The 15,295-nt window shown below is 46.8% G+C and carries 14 protein-coding genes; 9 read left to right on the plus strand and 5 right to left on the minus strand.

Annotated elements, in window-relative coordinates:
• The first annotated feature begins 67 nt into the window (after positions 1-67).
• From A3CS_RS0101550 to holA, 6 genes are all read left to right on the plus strand, one after another.
• On the plus strand, positions 68-475 hold the full coding sequence (locus A3CS_RS0101550) for a nucleotidyltransferase substrate binding protein (protein WP_005545013.1): 408 nt from the start codon (positions 68-70) through the stop codon (positions 473-475).
• The gene (locus tag A3CS_RS0101555) at positions 459-752 is read left to right on the plus strand and encodes a nucleotidyltransferase family protein (RefSeq protein WP_005545011.1); all 294 of its coding nucleotides are present in this window, start codon (positions 459-461) and stop codon (positions 750-752) included. Before A3CS_RS0101550 ends, A3CS_RS0101555 begins: the two co-directional genes overlap by 17 nt.
• An 18-nt stretch (positions 753-770) precedes the next feature.
• On the plus strand, positions 771-1,412 hold the full coding sequence (locus tag A3CS_RS0101560) for an HI_0552 family protein (RefSeq protein ID WP_005545009.1): 642 nt from the start codon (positions 771-773) through the stop codon (positions 1,410-1,412).
• A 120-nt stretch (positions 1,413-1,532) separates the two neighbouring features.
• Entirely contained in the window at positions 1,533-4,121 is a 2,589-nt protein-coding gene (gene leuS / locus A3CS_RS0101565) for a leucine--tRNA ligase (protein ID WP_019518172.1), read from the plus strand.
• A 141-nt stretch (positions 4,122-4,262) separates the two neighbouring features.
• On the plus strand, positions 4,263-4,766 hold the full coding sequence (gene lptE, locus A3CS_RS0101570; protein WP_005545005.1) for an LPS assembly lipoprotein LptE: 504 nt from the start codon (positions 4,263-4,265) through the stop codon (positions 4,764-4,766).
• Positions 4,766-5,800 (plus strand): DNA polymerase III subunit delta, encoded by a 1,035-nt coding sequence (holA, locus tag A3CS_RS0101575; protein WP_005545003.1) that lies wholly within the window; start codon positions 4,766-4,768, stop codon positions 5,798-5,800. Before lptE ends, holA begins: the two co-directional genes overlap by 1 nt.
• A 491-nt stretch (positions 5,801-6,291) precedes the next feature.
• On the opposite strand, the gene mutT is transcribed toward holA, so the two are convergent.
• The 3 genes from mutT to secM all read right to left on the minus strand — a co-directional run bounded on the left by mutT (position 6,292) and on the right by secM (position 9,862).
• Positions 6,292-6,696 (minus strand): 8-oxo-dGTP diphosphatase MutT, encoded by a 405-nt coding sequence (gene mutT / locus A3CS_RS0101580; RefSeq protein WP_005545001.1) that lies wholly within the window; start codon positions 6,694-6,696, stop codon positions 6,292-6,294.
• 76 nt (positions 6,697-6,772) lie between these two features.
• Positions 6,773-9,472 (minus strand): preprotein translocase subunit SecA, encoded by a 2,700-nt coding sequence (gene secA / locus A3CS_RS0101585; RefSeq protein WP_005544999.1) that lies wholly within the window; start codon positions 9,470-9,472, stop codon positions 6,773-6,775.
• Positions 9,473-9,544: 72 nt separating this feature from the next.
• Positions 9,545-9,862: a secA translation cis-regulator SecM gene (secM, locus tag A3CS_RS0101590; protein WP_005544997.1), complete on the minus strand. Its 318-nt coding sequence runs from the start codon at positions 9,860-9,862 to the stop codon at positions 9,545-9,547.
• Positions 9,863-9,953: 91 nt separating this feature from the next.
• On the opposite strand from secM, the gene A3CS_RS0101595 reads away from it, so the two are divergent.
• Together A3CS_RS0101595 and A3CS_RS0101600 are read left to right on the plus strand one after the other, a co-directional pair.
• The gene (locus A3CS_RS0101595; RefSeq protein ID WP_005544992.1) at positions 9,954-10,265 is read left to right on the plus strand and encodes a DciA family protein; all 312 of its coding nucleotides are present in this window, start codon (positions 9,954-9,956) and stop codon (positions 10,263-10,265) included.
• A 108-nt stretch (positions 10,266-10,373) separates the two neighbouring features.
• Positions 10,374-10,784 (plus strand): MerR family transcriptional regulator, encoded by a 411-nt coding sequence (locus tag A3CS_RS0101600; protein WP_005544990.1) that lies wholly within the window; start codon positions 10,374-10,376, stop codon positions 10,782-10,784.
• Positions 10,785-10,852: 68 nt separating this feature from the next.
• Here the strand turns inward: A3CS_RS0101600 and uvrA are convergent, their stop codons facing one another.
• Positions 10,853-13,684, minus strand: a complete 2,832-nt coding sequence (uvrA, locus tag A3CS_RS0101605; RefSeq protein ID WP_005544988.1) for an excinuclease ABC subunit UvrA — start codon at positions 13,682-13,684, stop codon at positions 10,853-10,855.
• A gap of 170 nt (positions 13,685-13,854) precedes the next feature.
• On the opposite strand from uvrA, the gene A3CS_RS0101610 reads away from it, so the two are divergent.
• Complete coding sequence (locus tag A3CS_RS0101610; protein WP_005544986.1) at positions 13,855-14,334, plus strand: single-stranded DNA-binding protein; 480 nt, start codon at positions 13,855-13,857, stop codon at positions 14,332-14,334.
• A 105-nt stretch (positions 14,335-14,439) separates the two neighbouring features.
• Here the strand turns inward: A3CS_RS0101610 and A3CS_RS0101615 are convergent, their stop codons facing one another.
• Entirely contained in the window at positions 14,440-15,294 is an 855-nt protein-coding gene (locus A3CS_RS0101615) for a Dam family site-specific DNA-(adenine-N6)-methyltransferase (RefSeq protein ID WP_005544984.1), read from the minus strand.
• Position 15,295 lies beyond the last annotated feature (1 nt).

Genomic DNA, 15,295 nt, shown 5'->3' on the forward strand with positions numbered 1-15,295 from the left:
TTCAGGGGTGAAGAAGCGAACAGGTGAGCTTATGAATAAAAATTATCGTGTTTTTTAGGAAAGTATGATGACAGAACTGGACTTGACACCATTGACTAATGCGATTAACCGTTTAGCTGAAGGATTAGTGCGTTATCAATCGGATATCACAGATATACAAATTCGCGACGGTTTGATTCAACGTTTTGAATTTACCTATGAAATCAGCCATAAAATGCTTAAGCGCTTTCTGGAATACACCGAAGCGAATCCCGAGCAAATTGACACTATGACGTTTCAAGATCTGATTCGTACGGGTAATGAAAGAGGTTTGTTGCTGGGAAATTGGCAAAACTGGAAGCAATATCGTGAAATGCGTAGTCGCACCAGTCATACTTATGATGAAGAAACGGCAATTCTCGTGGTATCCGGCATTCCGGATTTTTTGCGGGAAGCGCAATTTTTACAAAAACGCTTACATGCTCACCATCACTGAACAAGAACTGCAAATCGTTAAAGCGATTTTACAACAACATATCCCGAATCATTCGGCTTGGGCGTTCGGTTCGCGCGTGAAAGGAAATGCCAAAACGTATTCCGATTTGGATTTGGCAATTATTGGCGAATCGCCACTTTCGCTGGAAACTTTGGCAAATTTAACGGAGGCTTTCTCCGAATCGGATTTGCCGTGGAAAGTGGATATTGTGGATTGGGCGGTAACGAATGATGCCTTTAAACAGGTTATTTTGCAGTGCTTTGAGGTTATTCAGTAAGCAATTAAATAAAAAAGGATGATCTTAGTGAATCTAATTAACGCCAACGCCTGCGATCTTTTCAACATTCCCTTCTTCCAATTCGCCCAAATGAAAAAATTTTGTCCGGAAGAGATTCCGCGCATTAAGGCGGATTACAAAGCCCATTGGGACAACTGGAAAGCGACGATTTTGCAGGTTTCCGCGGCGCTTGGTTCGCCCTTTGCCAAACCGCATATTGAAAGCTGGACGAACGGCTGGCAGGTGCGCGGGCATTTTTTCGCCTATTTTAAATATGAATATCACCTCAATTCCGCGGCGATTTTGTCGGTGTTGCTAAACAGACGTCGTTTATCGGTCAGTCTGGACTGGCATTGTTATTGCGCCGATCGTTCGCAAATTAATGTGCAGCAATATAATCAATGGCTGGAAAATTTTGATTTTGCCCGTTTTGCCGATTTCGATATTTGGCGTGGCGATGAAAGCGAATACGATGATGTTCGCCAAGTGAATCAATTCACGCAGCAGGATCTAACCTTGCGTTCCGACAAGGATTTTTGGTGCATCGGACACAATGCGGAAAAAGCCGATTTGGATAAATTGGACGCAACGCAATTTATCGTTGAAAGCATTCGTGATTTATTGCCGTTGTATGAGGCTTGTCATCAGCTTAAGCCGTGAAAAATATCCAAAATTCCCACCGCACTTTCTGTTATTTTTCCCCGTTTTAGGCTATTCTATGCCGTATTTTCCAAGTTAAAACCCGCCGAAAAGTGCGGTCTATTTTTAAGGTGATTTTCTATGCAAGAGCAATATCGTCCTGATTTGCTTGAACCGGAAGTGCAAAAATTCTGGCAGGACAATAAAACTTTCAAAGCAGTACAAGATAACAACAAAGAAAAATATTACTGTCTTTCCATGCTGCCGTATCCGTCCGGTCGTTTGCACATGGGGCATGTACGCAATTACACCATCGGCGATGTGGTGTCCCGTTATCAACGTATGATTGGCAAGAACGTGTTGCAGCCGATGGGCTGGGATGCCTTCGGTTTGCCGGCGGAAGGCGCGGCGGTGAAGAATAATACCGCTCCGGCGAAATGGACTTACGAAAATATTGCCTACATGAAAAACCAGTTGCAACTGTTGGGTTTCAGTTACGATTGGGATCGCGAAGTAACCACGTGCCGCCCGGAATATTACAAATGGGAGCAATGGTTCTTTACCGAGCTATATAAAAAAGGCTTGGTGTATAAAAAAACCTCTACCGTGAACTGGTGTCCGAACGATAAAACCGTGTTGGCGAACGAGCAGGTGCATGAAGGTTGTTGCTGGCGTTGTGATACGCCGGTGGAGCAAAAAGAGATTCCGCAATGGTTTATCAAAATCACCGATTACGCCGAGCAGTTGCTTAATTGCTTAGATGAGTTACCACAATGGCCGGAAACGGTGAAAACCATGCAACGCAACTGGATCGGGCGTTCCGAGGGGGTGGAAATCACCTTTGACATTAAAGATACCAACGAGAAGCTCGCGGTTTATACCACCCGCCCTGACACTTTCTATGGCGTCAGCTATGTGGCGGTGGCAGCGGCCCATCCGTTAGCCACGCTGGCGGCGCAGAATAATCCGGCATTGGCGCAATTCATTCAGGAAGCGAAAAATACCAAAGTTGCCGAGGCAGACATTGCCACTATGGAGAAAAAAGGCATGGCGACCGGTTTGTATGCGGTGCACCCGCTAACCGGCGAATTGTTGCCGGTGTGGGTGGCGAATTTTGTCTTAATGCACTATGGTACCGGCGCGGTCATGGCGGTGCCGGCGCACGATCAGCGCGACTATGAATTCGCACAAAAATACGGTTTACCGATTAAACAGGTTATTGAACCGATTCATGGCGAAGAAATCGATTTAACCAAACAAGCCTTTACCGAACACGGCAAACTCATTCGTTCCGCCGAATTTGACGGTTTGGAATTTGGCGCGGCGTTCAGCGGCATTGCCGATAAATTGGAACAGTTAGGCATGGGTAAACGCCAAGTGAACTACCGCCTGCGCGACTGGGGCGTGTCCCGTCAGCGTTATTGGGGCGCACCGATTCCGATGCTGACCTTGGAAAATGGCGATGTGGTGCCGGCACCAATGAAAGATTTGCCGATTATCCTACCGGAAGATGTAGTGATGAACGGTGTGAACAGCCCGATTAAAGCGGATCCCGAATGGGCGAAAACCACCTATCAGGGCAAACTGGCGTTGAAAGAAACGGACACCTTTGACACCTTCATGGAATCTTCCTGGTATTACGCCCGTTACACCTGCCCGGAATATCAACAAGGTATGCTGAATAGCGAAGAAGCTAATTACTGGTTGCCGGTAGATCAATATATCGGCGGTATCGAACATGCCACCATGCACTTATTATATTTCCGGTTCTTCCATAAATTGCTGCGTGATGCCGGCTTTGTCACCAGCGATGAACCGGCGAACAAGTTGTTGTGTCAAGGCATGGTGTTGGCGGACGCGTTCTATTACACCAGCCCGACCAATGAGCGTATCTGGGTTTCACCGACCAACGTTACATTAGAACGTGATGACAAAGGGCGTATTGTCAAAGCGACGGATGACGAAGGACATGAACTGGTACATGCCGGTATGACCAAAATGTCGAAATCCAAAAACAACGGTATCGACCCGCAGGAAATGGTGGAAAAATACGGCGCGGACACCGTGCGTTTGTTCATGATGTTCGCCTCCCCGGCAGAAATGACTTTAGAATGGCAGGAGTCCGGCGTGGAAGGCGCGAAACGTTTCTTGGCGCGTTTGTGGAATTTGGTGTTTGAATACAACAAAAATCCGGCAAAAACGCCGTTAAATCCGACCGCACTTTCCGCCGCCCAAAAGGCTCTGCGTCGTGACGTACACAAAACCATCGCGAAAGTGAGCGATGACATCGGTCGTCGTCAAACCTTCAATACCGCTATTGCGGCGATTATGGAGTTGATGAACAAACTCACCCGCGCGCCGTTGGACGACGAACAAGATCGCGCCATGATGGCGGAGGCCTTGAGCGCGGTGGTTCGTATGCTTTACCCGATTACCCCGCACATTTGCTTCCATTTATGGCAAGAACTCGGCAATCAGGACATTATTGATTTCGCCCCTTGGGTGGAAGCCGATGCCGAAGCGATGATTGAAGATGAAAAACTCATCGTAGTGCAAGTGAACGGTAAAGTGCGCGGCAAAGTAACCGTGGCGGGGGATACCGATGAAGACAGGGTGAAAGCGGTTGCCTTTGCCGATGAAAATGTCAAACGCTTTACCGACGGAATGCAAATTGTGAAAGTGATTTACGTTGCCGGCAAATTACTCAACGTGGTGGTGAAACCACAATAATCTAATCGAAAAAATGACCGCACTTTACATCAAAGTGCGGTTGGCAAAAACAACGTTTTTTTGAACATCGGTTCTGTCAACCTCCCCGAAGGGGTGAATAAGCGAACTAATGCGCTTATGAATAATCTTTAAGGTGATTTTATGCTTAAACACGTCAAAACCTTACTTCTGGCCGCTGCCGTTTTTGGGCTTTCCGCTTGCGGATTTCATTTCCAAAACGGCGAATTGATTCCGAAAGAATTACAAACCCTGCGTCTAGAAAGCAGCGATCCTTACAGTGATATGGCACGCGTCATGCGCCGTCAGTTGCAGCTAAATAACGTGACGCTGGTAGAAGATCAGACAAACGTGCCGGTGTTGCGCTTAAACGGCATTTTTACCAAAGACCAAGTGGTGTCCATTTTCAAACAGGGGCGAGAAGCGGAAAAACAACTGATTCTGGAAGTAGACGCCAGCGTAAAATTGCCGAATCAGGACAGTTTCCCGATTTCCACCCGCGTGAATCGTACGTTCTTTGATAACTCCCGTGCGGCGTTGGCGAAATCGGCGGAAAAAGACGTGATTTGGCAGGATATGCGCGAGCAGGCGGCACGCCAGTTAATTAACAAAATGGTTGCCTTACAGCATCAAATTAAAGATAAATAATGAATCGGCTATTTCCTGAACAGCTTGCTTCGTCACTGGAACGGCATTTAGCCCGCGTGTATTTTCTGGTGGGTGAAGATCCGTTGTTGCTCAATGAAAGCGCTGAGGGAATTTACCAAGCGGCGCTTCAGCAGGGATTCGATGAAAAAGTTGAACTGGACATTAATGCCTCCACCGACTGGAATGATTTATTCGAGCGGGTGCAATCCATGGGCTTATTTTTCAATAAACAGCTCATTATTTTAGATTTACCTGAAAATGCGACCGCACTTTTACAGAAAAACTTATCCGAATTCATTTCGTTGCTTCAGCCCGATGTGCTAGCGATTTTCCGTTTAGCCAAACTCACTAAAGCCGCTGAAAAGCAGGCGTGGTTTATGGCGGCGAATCAGTATGAACCGCAGGCGGTATTGGTCAACTGTCAAACCCCCAATGCCGAACAATTGCCCCGCTGGGTGGCGAATCGGGCGAAGATGTTGGGGTTAAGCATTGAACAAGAAGCGGTGCAGTTGTTGTGTTACAGCTACGAAAACAACCTGTTGGCACTCAAGCAAACACTGCAATTACTGGATTTGCTTTATCCTGATCGTAAACTCACTTTTGCCCGCGTGAATAGCGTGGTGGAACAGTCCTCAGTATTTACCCCGTTCCAATGGGTTGATGCGATTTTAGGCGGAAAAGGGAATCGCGCCCGCCGAATTCTCACCGGTTTAAAAGATGAAGATGTTCAGCCGATTATTCTCCTGCGCACGTTGCAGCGCGATTTAATGACTTTACTGGAGATCAGTAAACCGGAACAACCCCAATCCCTTGACTCGCCTTTACCCACCGATCAACTGCGTGAACAGTTTGATCGCCTGAAAGTATGGCAAAACCGCCGTTCATTGTTTACTCAAGCGGTGCAACGTTTAACCTACCGTAAACTCTATCTTTTTTTTCAGCAACTCGCCGATGTGGAGCGCTGTGCGAAACAGGAATTTAGCGATGATATTTGGCAACAACTGGAAGATTTATCGGTGAGATTCACCGGTTAGCCATAATTGATAGGGATTTCATTGTGTTATTAGCTACTTTATTATCCGCATTTGCGATGTTTGCTTTTGTGGTTTCAGCCAACAGTCGTCGAATTAATTTGGCATCAATAAAGCTCAGATGGAATATCTTGAATTAGAATATAGACGATTATTAAATACAATATTACTTATATTGAGGAAAACAAGTGAAAAATTTCATACAATTTACTCTTTTTTGCCTGTTAATATATTTTATAGCAAGAATTCTATCAGATATATTTGACTTGCAAATATTTTATATCTATTTGGGAATACTGGTTTTATATTCATTTAAAGAAAGAATAAATAGTTTATTTAGTAAAATACGAGGAAAAAATGAGAGAGAGCGAAATTGATAATTTATCTTTAGTTTTTGGTAGTTCTCCAGTAAAAATAGTTGCGGCTGTTTCTAAACGGGAAATTCTCACTTTTTATTGTGGTTTGTCAGATTTGGCCTGATCTTCTACGGATAGTTAATCTCCACTTTCCGCCAACAGTCGTTGAATTAATTTGGCATTTGCCGGCGGAAATTGTCCGGCATCCAGTTCGTTTTGTGCTAACCAGAAACCGTCTTGTCCTTCCCGCCCGAACGGTTCACCGACCCATTCTTCCGCCAGATAAAAAAAGAATGTAATGACTTTAGTGGGATATTCAAATTCAAAGCGTTCTAACAATTGAGCATTTAGCACCACGATGCCGATTTCTTCTTCCAGCTCGCGTTTAAGCGCCTGTTCCGGCGTTTCCCCTTTATCCACTTTCCCGCCGGGGAATTCCAGGGCTTGCGCGAAATCCTGTCCTTCCAGACGTTGAGTTAAATAAATTTGTCCGAATTCGTTGCGAATAATCCCGGCTGCAACCTGTACAAGCTGTTTGCTCATGTGGTTTCCTTTAAATTGAAAGCGAAAAGTGCGGTCAAAAATGCCAGCGTTTTTTACCGCACTTTATCTCACGCCATTAATGTCTGGCCCGGCTGCCGTGGCAATGTTTGTATTTCTTGCCGGAACCGCACGGGCACGGCTCGTTACGACCAATTTTATGGTGTTCTTCCGTACCCTGTTGCGCCCCTTGCGATTCGTCGTTGTTATACTGCATGGCGGCGGCTTCACGTTGTGCCAGCTCCTGACGCAAACGTTCCGCTTCTTCCATTTCTTCCGAAGTCCGAACCTGAACGCGACTTAAGGTGGTGACCACGCTTAATTTCAGGGCATCCAACATTTCCGTAAACATTTGAAAGGACTCTTTTTTGTATTCCTGTTTCGGATCTTTTTGCGCATAACCGCGTAAATGAATACCGCGACGCAAATGATCCATGGCGGATAAATGTTCTTTCCAAAGCTCATCTAAGGTTTGCAACATCACGCCTTTTTCAAAGTTGCGCATAGTTTGTTCGCCCGCCAATTCTTCTTTGCGTTTGTATTCATCCACAGCGGATTGAATAATGCGCTCACGCAGGGTTTCTTCGTGCAGATGATTGTCTTCATCCAGCCATTTTCTGATTGGCAAATCCAAGGCAAAATCTTGTTTCAAGCGCTGTTCCAAGGCAGGAATATCCCATTGCTCTTCCAAAGATTGCGGCGGGATATATTGATCGATCACGCTGTTGAACACATCCCGGCGAATCACATCAATAGTTTCTGAAATATCGTCATTTTCCAGTAATTCGTTACGCTGCTCGTAAATGGCGTGGCGTTGATCGTTTGCCACATCGTCAAATTCAAGCAGGTTTTTACGTCCGTCGAAGTTATGCGCTTCCACTTTCGCTTGTGCGGAAGCAATTACTTTCGCCAGCAGCTTGGATTCCATGGCTTCAGCTGTATTACTGAAGGCTTTACGCATCATGTTGAGCTTGCCTTCATTGAGGTAAATGCGCATTAACGCATCTTCCAAGGACAGGTAGAAACGGGAGGAACCCGGGTCGCCCTGACGGCCGGAACGACCGCGTAGCTGGTTGTCGATACGACGGGATTCGTGGCGTTCGGTGCCGATAATGTGTAACCCACCGGCATTTTTCACGATGTCATGGCGTTCCTGCCATGCTGCTTTAATGGCTTCGATTTGTTCCGCTGTCGGATTCTCCAGTTTATCCACTTCTGCTTTCCAGTTACCACCCAACACGATGTCGGTACCACGCCCCGCCATATTGGTGGCAATGGTCACAGCACCCGGATAGCCGGCGTTCGCTACGATTTCTGCTTCCTGCGCGTGGAATTTGGCGTTCAGCACATTGTGTTTGATTCCCGCTTTATCCAATGCGTTGGAAAGCAATTCGGATTTTTCGATGGAAATTGTTCCCACCAATACCGGTTGTTGACGCGCTACGCAATCTTTGATGTCGTCAATAATGGCGTTGAATTTATATTCTTCCGTTTCAAACATGACGTCGGTGCGGTCGTCACGAATCATCGGACGGTTAGTTGGAATGACCACCGTTTCCAAACCATAAATTTTTTGGAATTCAAAGGCTTCCGTATCTGCCGTACCGGTCATACCCGCCAATTTTTCGTATAAACGGAAATAGTTTTGGTAAGTGATGGAGGCGACGGTTTGGTTTTCGCTTTGAATGCGCACGCCCTCTTTGGCCTCAATGGCTTGGTGTAAGCCATCGGACCAGCGACGACCCGCCATGGTACGACCGGTGTGTTCGTCCACGATAACGATCTCTCCGTCTTTGACGATGTAATCCACATCGCGCTCAAACAGCGTGTGAGCGCGCAATGCCGCCATGACATGATGGAGTAAAGTGATTTTTGACGGTGAATAAAGAGATTCGGTGTCTTTCATGAAGCCTTGTTGAATCAACCATTGTTCACATTTTTCCTGACCGCGCTCGGTTAAGTGTGCCTGTTTGGTTTTCAAATCTAAGGTGTAGTCGCCGGTGCCTTGATATTCTTCCGTGTCTTCTTTGTCTTGTTTAATCAGGTTTGGGATCAATTTATCAATGGCGATGTAAAGCTCGGAGCTGTCTTCTGCCTGACCGGAAATAATCAATGGGGTCCGTGCTTCATCAATTAAGATGGAGTCCACTTCATCCACCAGCGCATAATATAAATCTTTTTGGAAGCGTTCCTGCGGCGAGTGCGCCAGGTTGTCACGTAAATAGTCGAAACCTAATTCACTGTTGGTGGCGTAGGTAATGTCCGCTGCGTATGCTGCGCGTTTTTCTTCCGGTGACAAGCCCGGAATGTTTACGCCTACGGTCATGCCCAAAAATTCAAATAACGGACGATTGGTTTCCGCATCGCGGCGCGCCAAGTAGTCATTCACGGTCACCACGTGTACCGCTTTGCCCGGTAAGGCGTTAAGGTAGCAAGACAAGGTGGCGGTTAAGGTTTTCCCTTCACCGGTACGCATTTCCGCGATACAACGATCGTTAAGCACCATGCCGCCGATAAGTTGCACGTCGAAGTGACGCATGCCCAGCACACGTTTACTGGCTTCACGCACGGTAGCAAAGGCTTCCGGCATCAGGCTTTCCAAGGTTTCACCTTTGCCTAAACGCTCACGGAATTCGGCGGTTTTGGCTTTCAGCTGTTCATCGCTTAAGGCTTCAAATTCCGGTTCTAATTTATTAATTTTAACGACGATTTTATTGAGGCGGCGTAAGATACGATCATTACGGCTGCCGAAGATTTTAGTTGCAATAGTTCTAAGCATAATTTTTTCTTTTAAAAATAGATAAATGAGATCGTTTAACGAATTAAACGACGGAATATACAAAGATCGAAGTTAAATAAATTGAGGTCCGGCACGAATCGGTGCATTGGGAACGAAAGGCGAACGCGCAAAGTGCGGTTCATTTTGCGGAAGATTTTCAGCTTCCAACGGCGCATGTTGCGGTTGGTGTTGCTGCTGACTGGTTTGTTGCAGCAACGCAACGGTGGTTAAAATCTGCGGCGCGTTTTGTTGCTGGGCGTTTTGATAATTTTCACTGCCGACGGAAGAGGAATAATTCAGTTCCTGACCGACAGGCAAAACAAAAATCGCAAGCATGCCAAGCAGCAGTTGCGACCAAAAATGATGTTTGCTTTTGTGAGAAATTATCATAAGGATCTCAATATCAAAAAATTGTCGGTATTGTAGCGGAAATTCGCTACAATGTCATAAATATTAGGGCGAAAAGGCGGAAAACAAGGCGATGCGTTATCAAAAACCGGTAAATATTCAAACATTATTACAGGATTCTCCGTTGGCAAAAATCGTGCAAAAAGGCATTCGCTTAAATGAACTAAACCAACAGGTTAACGGATTTTTCCCGCCCGAGTTCAAGGATTTGTATCGCATTGCCAATATAGAACAAAACAGTTTGCGCATTGAAGTGGCGAATGCCATGGTGCGGCAAAGTTTTTTGTTTCGTCAGCAGGAATTATTACGTTTAATTCAGCAACATTTGCCGGAAATCACGCAATTAACCTTTTACATCAACCCCGAATTTCGCCGCGGTGCCTAAAAGTATTCACAATCAAGGCTGGTTTGATTGCAGGGTCCGACATAGACGACGTTCAAAAGGCGTTGCTTTTTGTGCGGTCGTTTTCACGGACGTTTTTACGGAGATAACATGAAAATAGGGAAGTTAGCCAAAGCTGTAGGGTGTAGCGTGGAAGCCATTCGATTTTACGAACAAAAAGGCTTGATGCCTCGCCCGCCCCGTTCCGCCGGCGGTTTTCGTTTATACACGGACGAACATTTGCAACGCCTGTCGTTTATTTGTTATTGCCGCTCCTTGGATATGTCTCTTAAAGAAATCAAATTGCTGTTGAGCCTGGAAAGTGCTTCCGAACAACAAAAAGCGGAAATCAATCAATTGCTCGATCGACATATTCAAGACATTGCCAAACACATCCACCGCCTACAACATTTACGCATGAATCTCATCCAACTGAAACAACAATGCGGAGAAGTGAATCAGCAACAAAACTTGCTGCGAATCCTGCAATACAGTCAGGTAAAGTTTAGACCGTTGAAGTAAAAAACACGGTAAGAACCTACCGCACTTTTGTCTTGCTGCAAAAAGTGCGGTCGGAAAATGCAGCGTTTTTAGCCTTTTGCCAGGATGTCTTTGAGGAAGCGGGCGGTGTGCGAGCCCTCCATTTTGGCAACCTGTTCCGGTGTGCCGGTCGCGATAATTTGTCCGCCGCCGCTACCGCCTTCAGGTCCCAAATCCACAATCCAGTCGGCGGTTTTAATCACGTCTAAATTATGCTCAATGACCACGATGGTGTTGCCTTGATCGCGTAAACGGTGTAACACGGAAAGCAATTGTTTGATGTCGGCAAAATGCAGCCCTGTGGTCGGTTCGTCCAGAATATACAGGGTTTTGCCCGTATCCCGTTTGGAGAGTTCCGTCGCCAGTTTCACCCGTTGCGCTTCCCCGCCGGACAAGGTGGTAGAGGATTGCCCCAAGCGAATATAAGACAAGCCCACGTCAATCAGGGTTTGCAATTTACGCGCAATCATTGGAATGGCATCGAAAAACTCGCGCGCATCTTCCACCGTCATGTCCAGCACCTGATGAATGGTTTTACCTTTGTAGCGGATTTCCAGGGTTTCGCGATTGTAACGCTTGCCTTTACATTGGTCGCAAGGCACGTACACATCGGGCAGGAAGTGCATTTCCACTTTGATTACGCCGTCGCCCTGGCAGGCTTCACAGCGCCCACCGCGCACGTTAAAACTGAAACGCCCCGGGTTGTAACCGCGCGCACGGGCTTCCGGTACGCCGGCAAACAGTTCGCGAATCGGCGTGAATACGCCCGTGTAAGTCGCCGGGTTAGAACGCGGTGTACGTCCGATCGGGCTTTGGTTAATATCAATAACTTTATCGAAAAATTCCAAACCTTTAATGGACTTGTACGGCGATACCTCGGCATTTTCTGCACGATTCAAGGCGTTTTGTGCAATAGGGAACAGAGTGTCGTTAATCAGTGTAGATTTACCTGAACCGGACACGCCGGTGATGCAGGTAAATAAGCCCACGGGAATGTCTAAATTGACGTTTTTCAGGTTGTTACCAGAAGCGCCGAACAATTTGAGCATTTTTTTCTTATCAAGTGCGGTACGTTTTTTCGGTATTTCGATCTTTTCCGTGCCCGATAAAAATTTACCTGTGAGGGAATTCGGATTTTGCATGATTTGTTGTGCGGTGCCTTCGGCGATGACGCTACCGCCGTGCACGCCGGCGCCCGGTCCGATGTCGATAATGTGGTCGGCGCTCAAAATGGCGTCTTCGTCATGTTCCACCACGATTACTGTATTGCCTAAATTACGCAAATGAATCAGCGTGTTAAGCAGGCGTTCATTGTCCCGTTGGTGCAAGCCGATGGAGGGTTCATCCAGCACGTACATCACACCCACTAATCCTGCGCCGATTTGGCTGGCGAGGCGAATCCGTTGTGCTTCACCGCCAGAAAGGGTTTCGGCAGAGCGGGAAAGGGAAAGATAATTCAAGCCCACATTCACTAGAAATTGTAACCGCTCTTTTATCTCTTTCAGGATTTTTTCGGCGATTTGGGCTTTTTGTCCGCTGAGTTGTAAATTGCCAAAGAAATCTAACGCTTCGCCGATGCTTTTTTCCGACACCTCAGGCAGATTGGTTTGTTCAATATATACATTGCGCGCTTCCGGGCGTAAACGGGAACCGCCGCAATCGGCGCATGATCGGTTGCTGATGTGTTTGGCGAGTTCTTCGCGCACCGACATGGATTCCGTTTCTTTATAACGGCGCGCCATGTTGTTCAAAATCCCTTCAAAGGCGTGGCGACGCAGCACCACATCGCCGCGATCGTTCATGTATTGAAACTCGATTTCTTCCTTGCCGGAACCATTCAAAATAATCTGTTGGATTTTTTTCGGTAATGCTTCAAACGGGGTTTCTATGTCGAAATGGTAGTGTTTCGAGAGGGAAGTGAGCATTTGATAATAATAAAAATTACGGCGATCCCAGCCTTTAATAGCGCCGTTGGCAAGGGAAATGTTCGGATTTTGCACCACGCGTTTTTCATCAAAATATTGCTGCACGCCTAAACCGTCGCAGGTCGGACACGCCCCTGCCGGGTTATTGAAGGAAAACAGACGCGGTTCCAGTTCCGGCACGGAGTAGCCGCAATGGGGGCAGGCAAAGTTGGCGGAGAACACCAACTCTTCCGCTTTCGGATCGTCCATGTAGGCAACCATTGCCGTGCCGCCCGATAATTCCAACGTGGTTTCAAAGGATTCCGCCAATCTTGTAGCTAAATCCGACCGCACTTTAAAGCGATCCACCACCACTTCGATAGTGTGTTTTTTCTGTAATTCCAGTTTCGGCGGATCGGATAAATCACAAATTTCGCCATCGATACGGGCGCGAATGTAACCTTGTGCGGAAATTTGTTGCAACAGCTTAACGTGTTCGCCCTTGCGTTCTTTCACCACCGGTGCCAACAGCATCATTTTGCTGTCTTGCGGCAGGGAAAGTACTTTATCCACCATTTGGCTGATGGTTTGCGCGGTGAGCGGCACATGATGATGCGGGCAGCGCGGTTCGCCCACGCGGGCAAACAATAAACGCAGGTAATCATGAATTTCGGTAATCGTCCCCACCGTTGAACGCGGGTTATGGGAGGTGGATTTTTGCTCAATGGAAATCGCCGGTGAAAGCCCTTCAATGTGGTCAACATCGGGCTTTTCCATTAATGAAAGAAACTGGCGCGCATAGGCGGAAAGGGATTCCACATAACGGCGTTGTCCTTCCGCATACAGGGTATCAAACGCCAGCGAAGACTTGCCCGAACCGGATAAACCGGTGATAACGATAAGTTTGTCGCGTGGAATGGTTAAGTTAATATTTTTCAGATTGTGGGTTCGCGCCCCACGAATGTCGATGGTATCCATAATAGATTTTATAAATGAAAGAAGTGTAAATTTGCGATAATTATCGCATATTCTTAAATAACTGTGCAAATATCCAGTTAATTTTGTTGAAAGCGTGGATTTCTTTCTGATTTTCAGGCAGAATAAGGCAAATTTTTTTACAGCAAAATCGAATAAAAGAAGAGGATATTATGGCTGGAGTAAATAAAGTGATTATTGTCGGTAATTTAGGTAACGATCCTGAAGTCCGCACCATGCCGAACGGCGAAGCCGTCGCCAATATCACCGTTGCCACCAGTGAAAGCTGGAATGACAAAAACACCGGTGAACGCCGCGAAGTCACCGAATGGCACCGCATCGTATTTTATCGCCGCCAGGCGGAAGTGGCGGGGGAATACCTGCGTAAAGGGTCTAAAGTCTATGTCGAAGGACGCTTAAGAACCCGTAAATGGCAGGATCAAAACGGTCAAGATCGCTACACCACCGAAATCCAGGGCGACGTTTTACAAATGTTAGACAGCCGCGCCGATCGCCAATCCGGCGGAAACTACACACCGACATCCCAACCAAGTTATCCAAACCAACAACAAAGCGCCCCACGCAGTGCGCCGGCAAGTAAACCTGCCGCCGAAGCGCCGATGGATAATTTTGATGATGATATTCCTTTTTAATGAACGCAGCATAAATGATGAAAAGGTCTGATGTAATGTCAGGCCTTTTTTCTATGAAAAATTAACAGTGTTTTAGTGGCACTAAAAGTGCGGTCATTTTCTAAGTCATTTTCCCTGCTTAAACATCGCAATCAATTCCCTCACCTTAATGCGTTTATGCGGTGCTTGGCTGATGGAACGTTGTACTTTTAGGCGACGGATTTTGGCGCCTTGGTAGATTTCGCGGGTGAAAGGGGTGTCGTGGTTGGAGATCAGCACTTGAATGTTGCGTTGTTCCATGGTGTGTTTGGCGAGGTTGGCGAGATCACGCTGGTGGGCGATGGAGAACTCATTGCCGGCGTAATTGGTGAAGTTGCTGTCTTGTGAAAGCGGGGCGTAGGGCGGGTCGCAGTAAATTACGGAGTTTTCGTCCGCCATTTCAAAGGTTTGTTGAAAATCGGCGCAAATAAAGACCGCACTTTGTGCTTTGGCGGCGAAAAAACGCAGTTCTTCTTCCGGGAAATAGTGGGTTTTGTAATCGCCGAAAGGAACGTTGAATTCGTTTTTGGAGTTGTAACGGCATAATCCGTTGAAACCGAAGCGGTTTAAATAGAGAAATAACACGGCGCGCTGGAAAACGTCAGTGCTTTGGTTAAATTCCTTGCGTTTGCCGTAGTAGTAAATTTCAGTATTCGCTTCCGGGTGGAAAAAAATCGGTTTACACGCCTGAATATAGCGTTCTACATCCAATTTGACGATATTAAAGAGGTTGATTAAATCGGGGTTGATGTCCGCCAGAATGTAGCGTTTGAAATTGCTGTTAAGAAACACCGCGCCGGCGCCCACAAAGGGTTCGACCAAGCATTGCTTACGTTTTGGTAGTAGGCGATTGATTTCGTCCATAAGGCGATATTTACCGCCCGCCCATTTGAGAAACGGGCGGCTTTTGGCTGGCGTAGCGGGTTTAGCGGGTTCAGGCATA

The organism is Aggregatibacter actinomycetemcomitans DSM 8324, assembly GCF_000372365.1.
Taxonomy (GTDB): domain Bacteria; phylum Pseudomonadota; class Gammaproteobacteria; order Enterobacterales; family Pasteurellaceae; genus Aggregatibacter; species Aggregatibacter actinomycetemcomitans.